Raw genomic sequence first — 8,193 nt, 5'->3', positions numbered from 1 at the left:
CGCAAATGTAATCTGTTCTTCAGTGTATCTGCTCTTCTTCACGACATGACCTTCTGCTTGTTAAGGTTGCATCATGCCGGATTTTTTCTACTTTTGAATGGCCCAGTTTTTTGGGGTAGCCTCAACTGCGGAAAATTGCGTCCTTGGTGAGCAATGGAAGCGCGGAAGAACTGCAAAAAATTTGGAATCTGGAAAGATGAGCGAGGAAGAGGGCGGGTTGTTGCTTCGCTCGCACACGTTTAGCAAATCGGCCATCCGGCGTAAGCGCCGGGGCTCACCTCGTAGCAGCCAGCGGCCCTTTACGTATGGCTGCCTTGCGGTAGTCGCAACATTAACGTCATAGAATGCACTGGCGAGGATTGAAATCCGTAGCGCTCGTAGAACTGACGTGCACGCTCATGCAGCGCATGGACAAGCAAGGCCCGAACGCCGACATTCTCCGATACGGCCTGTACTCGGCATACCGCGTCTTGCAGCAAGGCCGCACCGAGTTTGATGCCCTGAGCCCGTAGATCGACTGCAAGCCGAGCCAGCACCATGACCGGAACCGGATCTGGCATATTGCGGCGAACCGCGCCGGTGGCTTGCTGATGTGAAACCGCCCCTGCTGCCAACGCATAATAGCCGAAGACGCGCTGGTCAGCATCAACCGCGACAAACGTATGACTGGCCCCGCTCAGGTGATTAATTAACGCTCGACGCTTAAGCCACTCATTTAAAGCTGACTCGCCACAGTCAAACTCATCAAGCCGATGCTGAGCGCATAGGGACTGCGGGGCAAAAAGTTCCACACTCACTTCCAGGGGGCCTTAATGTTCATCAAGCGCTTAAGGCCCGGATTGGCGCTTTGCGGCGCGTCTAGCATTGCCACGAACTGCTGGAACTTGTCAGCGTCCAAATGGAAAAACACCCGATCCAGCACAACCGCTTGTGCTCGCTCGCACGCGACTTCGAGCATGAAGTCGGAGCGGTTCTTGCCTAGTAAGCTTGCGGCATGGTCGATCAAATCGCGCTGTTCAGGCAGGGCACGTAGATTGATAGCGGCGTCTCGCATGATAGCTCCTTGTATATACAATAGATACACTATATTAGTGTATATCTGTTGTCAATACAACAGAGCCGACAGCCAGCATTTGGGTGGCGCTCTGGATCCACGCGCGGCAACGCGTTGCTTTTGCTACAAGAGTCTTGACTGGCAGTGACCCACGCCCCGTAAGATGCGCTTTGAAATGCGCCGACCACGCTGCGCATCGGCTATCAGAAGTACGGTACGCTGGTGCTGCTCAAGGGCACGCTCGGAAAGCGGCTGGCCGCGTAAGGCGTCGCGGTTTCATGGCTGGAGTTTTCCGCCGGGCTGTAATTGCTGGAGGGGCTCAACGCGAATGCCCTAGACCTAGAAACCACCAGCGAGATGCTGCCGGTATTTGTCCAGGCGGGGGCGTCGACTTCATCTATGTCAGTAGTGAACCGTCCGCCCCGGTGGCCGAAGCGATCGCCGTGCAACACGATTCGCCGATTCGTTCGGTCGCACAATTGCGCGGCAAGCGCGTTGTGTTGAAAAAGGGCTCCAACGTCTATTACATACTTGTGCGCGCGCGCTGCAGCGGGCTGGGCTGAGCTATGCGGATATCCGTCCCATCTGTCTGCCGCCGGCGATGCCCGTGCGGCATTCGTACAGGCAGCGTCGGCGCGTGGGTGATTTGGGAGCCGTATTTTGCGGATTGTCAACACGCGTCTAGAGCGATCGTCGCTGCAGTTCAGCTGCTGCATACCGCGCCGTGCTACCGGGCGATCGCGTCGCTTGGCAGGTGATCTCTCAGGATGCGGTCGTTGGTCTTTGAATCCGGGCGCTTGATCGGCATGTTGTCTGGATTATTGGCCTTGCCTGCGTCTTCAGGACGTTTTGACATGCCGCCTGCGCCACTGCTTGGGACTGGCGCAGACGACCCGGTGCCCGCATGGGCGGATCTCGTGCCGGACGAAACCGCTACAGCGGGCGACGCCGCCGCGCCGGCCGGGATCGTCCAACCGGAGAGCGGTGTGCGATGGTCTGCCGCGATGCCGGCGCAGGGCGCAGCAACTGCGGAGGCGGTTGCCACCGCGACGCTGTATATTGCCAGCCATGTCATGTGCCTCATCGCTTTCTCCTTTTGTCGCACCACAGCGGCTAGCGCCTGCGCGAACTCGATTCCATTTTCTATTAAAGTATAAATCGCACCGTAGAGTACTGCGCGCTGTTGCAGGCGCTGACTACGCTGGCGGGATGTTGCCGGCCGGGCCCACATCGCGGCGCGCGCCGGCGGGCACGCCGGCCAGCACGACATATTGATTGCTCGATGAATCGGTGCTCGAACGCACAGAAGGTCGGCGCCGAGCAAATTATGATCTCGCTGTGGCCGCAGTGGGCCACCTGCGTGCTTGGGGCTGCCGGTGTTCGTCGCGGCGCTTTGTTTGCTTCTCTGTTCAATGAGCCGGACCCCGGACGGTTTCGATGCCGGTGGCCGGCGTTTTCGCGCGTGGGCCACGATGTACCGGGGACGCGGTTATTGCCGGTCCGCATTTTCATGCCATCCATTTTTTGGGAATAGTCAAATGACACGTATGATTGCTGCAATACTCATGCTGACCGGGGTCGCGCTGGCCGGGTGCAACACGGTGTCCGGCGTAGGGCAGGATATCTCCGCGGGCGGCAGGGCGATGACTCACTCCGCGGAGGAGGCGAAGTAGCAAAAGAAGCCGCAGCGCGTGGCTGCGACCGAAGACTTTCCAGTGGGCCGAGGGTGGTCCAGCGATGATCATCAGGGGGCATACCCGGCTTTCTCTGTTTGCCTGGGCAGGCCCCGATCCGTCAGAATGGACGGACGAGGCACCAGCATGGTGCCCGGTGCGCGGCTGAGCAGCGGGCGAAGCCGTATCCTCTGACCGGCACGTAAAGCGCCCGACGCTGATTTTGGGCCCATGTCGGCACGCAGAGCAGTGTGTTCGCTGAAATGGCATCACGAAGCTGAAATTCCATGAACTGCCTGATAGATGACACGAGCGTCGCCGCGTCGAGGAACATGGTTCGCCTGTTGTCATGCCGCTAATAGCGCTTGCTGCTTACTTCGAGTCACATGCCTGGCACCTACGGGTCCAAAATTTCTTCGGGTCAGTTGGCACCCGGCATGGTCGTTTCAGCAGTATGGTCGGAATGATGAAGGCCGGCACCCACCAACTTGCCGGCAGCGTCGACGTATGGCTCGAGTCCGGCGGCGTCGGACATAGTGAGACAATCCGCGCAGAGCGAGCGCTCTCAACGGCTCCGGGCTACTGCGATGAGTTCAAGTTTTGAAGTAATGTATTTTTGAATTAGGGGCTCCCTAGCCCGTCGCGGGCTGGGCTTTTTGCGCAGAGACACGCGCGGGTGCGAGGCCGTCGCAGAGACGATAAAATGTCGGTTTGCCGCGATACTCGCGTATTCCGCGACTGCTGCTCCGATGACCGACTTCAACGCCCATCGTGCCCGACGCATCTGCGTCGCGCCGATGATGGACTGGACCGACCGCCATTGCCGCTATTTCCACCGGCAATTATCCCGCCACGTCTACCTATACACGGAAATGGTGACGACTGGCGCCCTGCTGTTCGGCGACGTTGCACGACACCTGTCGTTCACGCCACAGGAGGCCCCGATTGCATTACAGCTTGGCGGCAGCGAGCCGGACGAGCTTGCCCGCTGCGCGAAACTTGCAGAGCAGTGGGGCTACGATGAAGTCAATCTGAATTGTGGCTGTCCGTCCGAGCGGGTGCAGCGCGGCGCATTCGGCGCGTGCCTGATGAAGGAGGCAACGCTGGTCGCCGATTGTGTGAAGGCAATGTGCGATGCTGTCGCGGTGCCCGTGACGGTCAAGCATCGGATCGGCGTGGACGCGATCGATGACTATGGGTTCGTGCGCGATTTCGTGGGCACTGTGGCGCAAGGTGGATGCCGCGTATTCATCGTGCACGCGCGCAACGCGATACTGAAGGGACTGTCGCCGAAAGAGAACCGCGAGATTCCACCGTTGAAGTATGACTACGCGTACCGGCTCAAGCGTGACTTCCCTGAGTTCGAGATCGTCATCAATGGCGGCATCAAGACGTTGGATGAGGCGCATGAACACCTGCACCACGTCGACGGCGTGATGATCGGGCGCGAAGCCTATCACAATCCCTTTCTGCTGGCAGATGTCGATAGGCGCTTCTACGAGCCGTCGGCGCTGGCGCGTACGCGCGGCGAGGTCGAGCAGGCGATGATCGAGTATATTGGGGCCGAACAGGCTCGGGGTACCTACATTGGCGCCGTCACGCGGCATATGCTCGGGCTTTATCGCGACCAACCTGGCGCGAGAGGTTGGCGCCGCGTGTTGTCGGATCATCGAAAACTGGCCACTGGCGATTCGCGCATATTTGACGAGGCGCGCGCCATGTTGAACGCCCGCCCGGCCGGGCACGATCACATGGCAAAAGCGCATGTCGAGTGAAGCCGGTAGCTGGGTCAGAATTTTTTGCGTCCCACCGCTAGCAAAATGGGAAATCCCTGCGTATAATTCCGGTCTCCGCTGGTGATTGTTCTCACCGGCGTGCAGCGTGCCTCGATGTATCGGTTCCTGCAGTGGTGGCCGTAGCTCAGTTGGTAGAGTCCAGGATTGTGATTCCTGTCGTCGTGGGTTCGAGTCCCATCGGCCACCCCAAAGAATTTTTAAGAAAATCAAGCGTTTATAAAACGGCACTGAGATTTTATCCAGTGCCGTTTTTGCTTTGTCATTCTCAAGTTGAGAATGACATGCTTCGCCGCTTTGCGATTTTTGTGCGGTCGTCAGCGCGTGCGGTCGTCGCCGGATTTGCATCAAGAGCCGGCAGCATGCCGCGTTCTGCCCTGTGCCTGGTCACGTAGTAGGCGTGCAGCTCGTGGAACGTGAACCGCCTTTCGATTTTTTTAGCTCGAGCGCCTTGCCTATCAGCTTCGCCATCCCGCCTTGGAGTCGGCCGACGTATGGTGCGTCCCATAGCGGTTCGAGAACCTGGCTTGCGGCTTCACCCGCTGCTCGCCTCGAAGTAAGCCACGCAATTGGGCGCTTGCACTTACCGTCTGGCGACCATGATGCGCACTGGAAAAGGATGATGCCACTGAACGAACACGAGAGAATCTACTGGCGTTGGCCGTCATCGGCGCAATACTGGGGCTGCGTAAGCTGCTGGCCAACGACGAGCGGGTCAGGCCGCAAACCACTGCCTATGCAGACCTCGACGCAGCAGTGGCAGAGCGCGTTTCCGCCGTTGCGGCCGGCGCCCAGCGAGAAATAAAGAAGCTTCGCGCGCTCCAAGGCTACATGTGTGCAGTACGGCCGCAGACGGTTAGTTGCCGATAAGCAATATTGTTGCTGTCATGGACTAAACAGCATGCGTGAAGCGTAGCGGAGGCAAAAATGACCTTTTATCCGACCATGGTCTGAAAATTCCGCCAATCTGCTATTAGCAGCAGCCGTTTGGTTGTGCTGCGGGCGTTGCCAGCCCATACACTGGATTGGCAAGTCCGCTCCAATATTAATTCACTCGCCACATGATTGGCAATCCAGCTTGTTTTAGAATAAAGCTTGCCGTGCAAACCCTATGTTTTGCATTTGCGTGACAATGGAGGTTTCCGTAATTCACCGAATAGACAAACAAATAGCGATTGCCTGAGCAGGGTTGTCGCCATGATTACCCGCGTAACAGTTGGCCATCCAACCATTGCCGTGCGGCCCTGACGTGTGTAACCATGCTTTGTCCCCGTTTTGGCAGTTGCCGCCACCAGCGATAACAATTTCGTCGGCGTTACAAGTAGCAAGGCCAACGTCAGGCTTTCCAGTATGCGGGTTAACCATGTTCCCAAACTCGCTAAATACCGTGCGTATCTTGGCGCCCGCCAGTGCAGTTTTCCATACCCCAGATTGGCAAAAAAGTGGGGTTCCGTTGGCATTCCTGGCTTGGCGACCGTTCTCCGGACATCTATCGCCCTCTTCCACGATGTTATTCACTTGAACGTCTTGGACCCGTATCGTACTAGTCTGATTGGGGACGGCCATGGAGTATCCTTCAATATCGACATCTCCGACATCAGACCAAGCCGACGATGTCACAAGCGGGAACAAAAGCATCAAAATAAGTTTGATTGTTTTGCGCATGGTTAATCTCATCCCGTATAAAAAAGTTTATTAATTCACCATCCGAGTGGCCCCGCAAAAAATATAGGTTTTTATAAACACAGTTGCAAGCGTTGCGGCTGAATAAATTATAAATGAAAGAATAGTCCGCTATCATAGGTTATTGTTGCATAATCTACATGGCTCCCTTAGCCAGATTGCCTAAAATAACTTGTTGAGCGCTAGCAAGTCGGCTCTGAATTCCCCTGGAAGGCATATGCGGCTAGGCTGCGAACTCGAAACGGTGTTGTGGGAGTTGCAAAGAGCGGGCATATTGGGGTGTGAAACCTGCCAATCCTGACGAGGTATGGATGGGTCCGAAGACGCCGGTGACAGCGGAAGATTGTTTCGCCAACCGCTGCGCGAGCCGACCAATTTGAAGCATCCGTGGTCTGCCTTGCCGTCTGTGCGACTAGGAGCGGTTGGGCACGGCGATGAACGTGAGTACCGTGCCGCACCGGGGCCGACCGGCCAATTCGCCGCGCTTAACCGCAGGGCTGCTGTATTTGCAGCACGTCTTCGATCTGTCGGACGAGGACGTGCTCTGGCAATGGTTCGAGAACCTGTATTGGGTGCGCCGGAAGATCGGCAAGGTGCAGGTGGTGAGAGCCCACTACGATGAAGGCATAGAGAGCCACATCGCCCCGAGCCGTGCATGGGCATCCCCGAGGAGGGCAGCGAAGCGTTGGCAGAGGAATGTGCGGGCCAGCCATGGAGCCCCGCAAGGGTATAGATACCGGGCGGTGATGGAAAAGGCAATTGCCCACCCCACCGATTCGCGCCTGCTTAAACGTTGTCGGAAACATTGAGTGAGGGCTGCGGCCCGGAACGGGCTGAAGTTGCGGCAGAACGACAATCACGAAGCGCCGCGTCTGGCAAGCCAGACCGGCCGCTATGCGCATGCGAAGCCGCACAAGCGGATGAAGAAGGCGCTTTGGCGCTTGTGGTCGCGCGTTGGGCGCGTGGTGCGTGGTGCGTGACGTCGAGCGGCAACTGGACGGATTAGCCCAGCAAAGTCGTGCGGCGTTGAAAGAGCTGATCGGTCCCGCAGTCCGCCGTCGCTGACCGTGGCTATAAGAGTGTCGCCATCGATGGTGTGAAGGTCTATCATCCGGGTTTGCGACGTGGTATCACACGACTCATCCGCAGGCCAAAACTATTAGTTCATGGCCGGCTAATTATGCAACGGTATGCAAGTGTGTCGCTGATTGTCAAACTCGTTAATCCGTCGAGAGTGCGGGGATTACGTACCGGCTAATTTGATGAGCCCGGATCATCGTGATAAGTATTCCAAAGAATATTTGACGATCTGCCGCATCTATGTACAACAGGGGAATGCACTGACCTGAACATGCTGTGTTAAAAACTAGTTGGGAGGCAAAGAAGTTAAAGGTTAAAAAGAGAGGATTTTTCTACATCAACGCTTTGCCCGCCTTACGGTTTGAGGAATCTTCCCGTAAGACAGGCACCCGAAGAGCAGGCATAATAAAATGACAAAATTTGAGATTTTCTATTTATAGTGGTTGTCGTATAAGCAGGCAGATTTTGACAACACTCTATTGGTGGTTAGTTGTTTATTATTATTTCTGTGCGCTTCATCGGTTCCTTTCAATAAGAATATAGGGTATGTTTTCTTGTGGGGATTTATTTATGGAAGAGCTGGCGGTGTAAACTCCGACAATGCGGAAACCCATTTGATAAATTTGCGATGTGGTTGTTAATGGTCTATAAAAAAAATTTTCCATAATTCCGTCGTCGCACTTCCATTGCATATTAGGCCCCAATTCTGTACTGGCTATAATATTTTGTCCTCTTTCTGCTTGTTTTACAGGAAAGCAAAATCCGCCATCCATTGCAAATGCATTATTTATTGCGAGAAGCATCATAAAAATCAAAGAGATTAAGTATTTTTTAATCATTATGGCTCTCCTTTGGTAAATAAGTTAAGCGATGCGATGCAGTGCGGATGAAACTTCACTTATATAAAATT

Annotated in this window: 8 protein-coding genes, 1 tRNA gene and 3 pseudogenes; 8 read left to right on the top strand and 4 right to left on the bottom strand. The window is 55.7% G+C overall.

The window, feature by feature from the left end:
- Positions 1 to 299 precede the first annotated feature (299 nt).
- A complete protein-coding gene (locus KPG66_RS07970; RefSeq protein ID WP_237070566.1) occupies positions 300 to 797 on the bottom strand; it encodes a GNAT family N-acetyltransferase in 498 nt (165 codons plus the stop codon).
- Entirely contained in the window at positions 794 to 1,054 is a 261-nt protein-coding gene (locus KPG66_RS07965; protein ID WP_041753630.1) for a type II toxin-antitoxin system TacA family antitoxin, read from the bottom strand. The genes KPG66_RS07970 and KPG66_RS07965 overlap by 4 nt, the downstream gene beginning before the upstream one ends.
- Before the next feature lie 183 nt (positions 1,055 to 1,237).
- Here KPG66_RS07965 and KPG66_RS07960 point away from each other — a divergent pair.
- The 6 genes and pseudogenes from KPG66_RS07960 to KPG66_RS17715 form a co-directional block, all read left to right on the top strand.
- A pseudogene (locus tag KPG66_RS07960) lies at positions 1,238 to 1,755 on the top strand (ABC transporter substrate-binding protein); the annotation flags it as partial.
- A gap of 96 nt (positions 1,756 to 1,851) precedes the next feature.
- The gene (locus KPG66_RS07955) at positions 1,852 to 2,211 is read left to right on the top strand and encodes a hypothetical protein (protein ID WP_157864390.1); all 360 of its coding nucleotides are present in this window, start codon (positions 1,852 to 1,854) and stop codon (positions 2,209 to 2,211) included.
- A 381-nt stretch (positions 2,212 to 2,592) separates the two neighbouring features.
- Positions 2,593 to 2,727: an entericidin A/B family lipoprotein gene (locus tag KPG66_RS07950; protein WP_041753625.1), complete on the top strand. Its 135-nt coding sequence runs from the start codon at positions 2,593 to 2,595 to the stop codon at positions 2,725 to 2,727.
- 749 nt (positions 2,728 to 3,476) lie between these two features.
- Positions 3,477 to 4,502 carry a tRNA dihydrouridine(20/20a) synthase DusA gene (gene dusA, locus KPG66_RS07945; protein ID WP_237070565.1) on the top strand — a complete coding sequence of 342 codons (1,026 nt, stop codon included), beginning with the start codon at positions 3,477 to 3,479 and terminating at the stop codon, positions 4,500 to 4,502.
- A 134-nt stretch (positions 4,503 to 4,636) separates the two neighbouring features.
- Positions 4,637 to 4,712 (top strand) — tRNA-His (locus KPG66_RS07940).
- Between the two features lie 540 nt (positions 4,713 to 5,252).
- A pseudogene (locus tag KPG66_RS17715) lies at positions 5,253 to 5,390 on the top strand (lysis system i-spanin subunit Rz); the annotation flags it as partial.
- A gap of 279 nt (positions 5,391 to 5,669) precedes the next feature.
- Here the strand turns inward: KPG66_RS17715 and KPG66_RS07935 are convergent.
- Positions 5,670 to 6,185, bottom strand: coding sequence for a hypothetical protein (locus tag KPG66_RS07935; protein WP_157864389.1), 516 nt, complete (start codon positions 6,183 to 6,185; stop codon positions 5,670 to 5,672).
- Between the two features lie 329 nt (positions 6,186 to 6,514).
- On the opposite strand from KPG66_RS07935, the pseudogene KPG66_RS17910 reads away from it, so the two are divergent.
- Both KPG66_RS17910 and KPG66_RS17905 read left to right on the top strand, forming a co-directional pair.
- Positions 6,515 to 6,775, top strand: a pseudogene (locus tag KPG66_RS17910) (transposase); the annotation flags it as partial.
- A gap of 237 nt (positions 6,776 to 7,012) precedes the next feature.
- Positions 7,013 to 7,183 (top strand): hypothetical protein, encoded by a 171-nt coding sequence (locus tag KPG66_RS17905; protein ID WP_013435564.1) that lies wholly within the window; start codon positions 7,013 to 7,015, stop codon positions 7,181 to 7,183.
- Positions 7,184 to 7,798: 615 nt separating this feature from the next.
- On the opposite strand, the gene KPG66_RS07925 is transcribed toward KPG66_RS17905, so the two are convergent.
- Complete coding sequence (locus KPG66_RS07925; RefSeq protein ID WP_013435561.1) at positions 7,799 to 8,122, bottom strand: hypothetical protein; 324 nt, start codon at positions 8,120 to 8,122, stop codon at positions 7,799 to 7,801.
- Positions 8,123 to 8,193: the final 71 nt, after the last annotated feature.

The sequence above is a fragment of the Mycetohabitans sp. B2 genome (assembly GCF_021733735.1).
In the GTDB taxonomy this organism is placed as follows: Bacteria; Pseudomonadota; Gammaproteobacteria; order Burkholderiales; family Burkholderiaceae; genus Mycetohabitans; species Mycetohabitans rhizoxinica.
The sequence above is the reverse complement of the archived record's forward strand: the minus strand, read 5'-3'. Positions and strand labels throughout refer to the sequence as shown.

What these genes read in the sequence shown, in the direction of transcription:
- KPG66_RS07965 (WP_041753630.1), bottom strand. Translation starts at nt 1,054, where the DNA reads ATGCGAGACGCCGCTATCAATCTACGTGCCCTGCCTGAACAGCGCGAT.
- KPG66_RS07950 (WP_041753625.1), top strand. Translation starts at nt 2,593, where the DNA reads ATGACACGTATGATTGCTGCAATACTCATGCTGACCGGGGTCGCGCTG.
- dusA (WP_237070565.1), top strand. Translation starts at nt 3,477, where the DNA reads ATGACCGACTTCAACGCCCATCGTGCCCGACGCATCTGCGTCGCGCCG.
- KPG66_RS07935 (WP_157864389.1), bottom strand. Translation starts at nt 6,185, where the DNA reads ATGCGCAAAACAATCAAACTTATTTTGATGCTTTTGTTCCCGCTTGTG.
- KPG66_RS07925 (WP_013435561.1), bottom strand. Translation starts at nt 8,122, where the DNA reads ATGATTAAAAAATACTTAATCTCTTTGATTTTTATGATGCTTCTCGCA.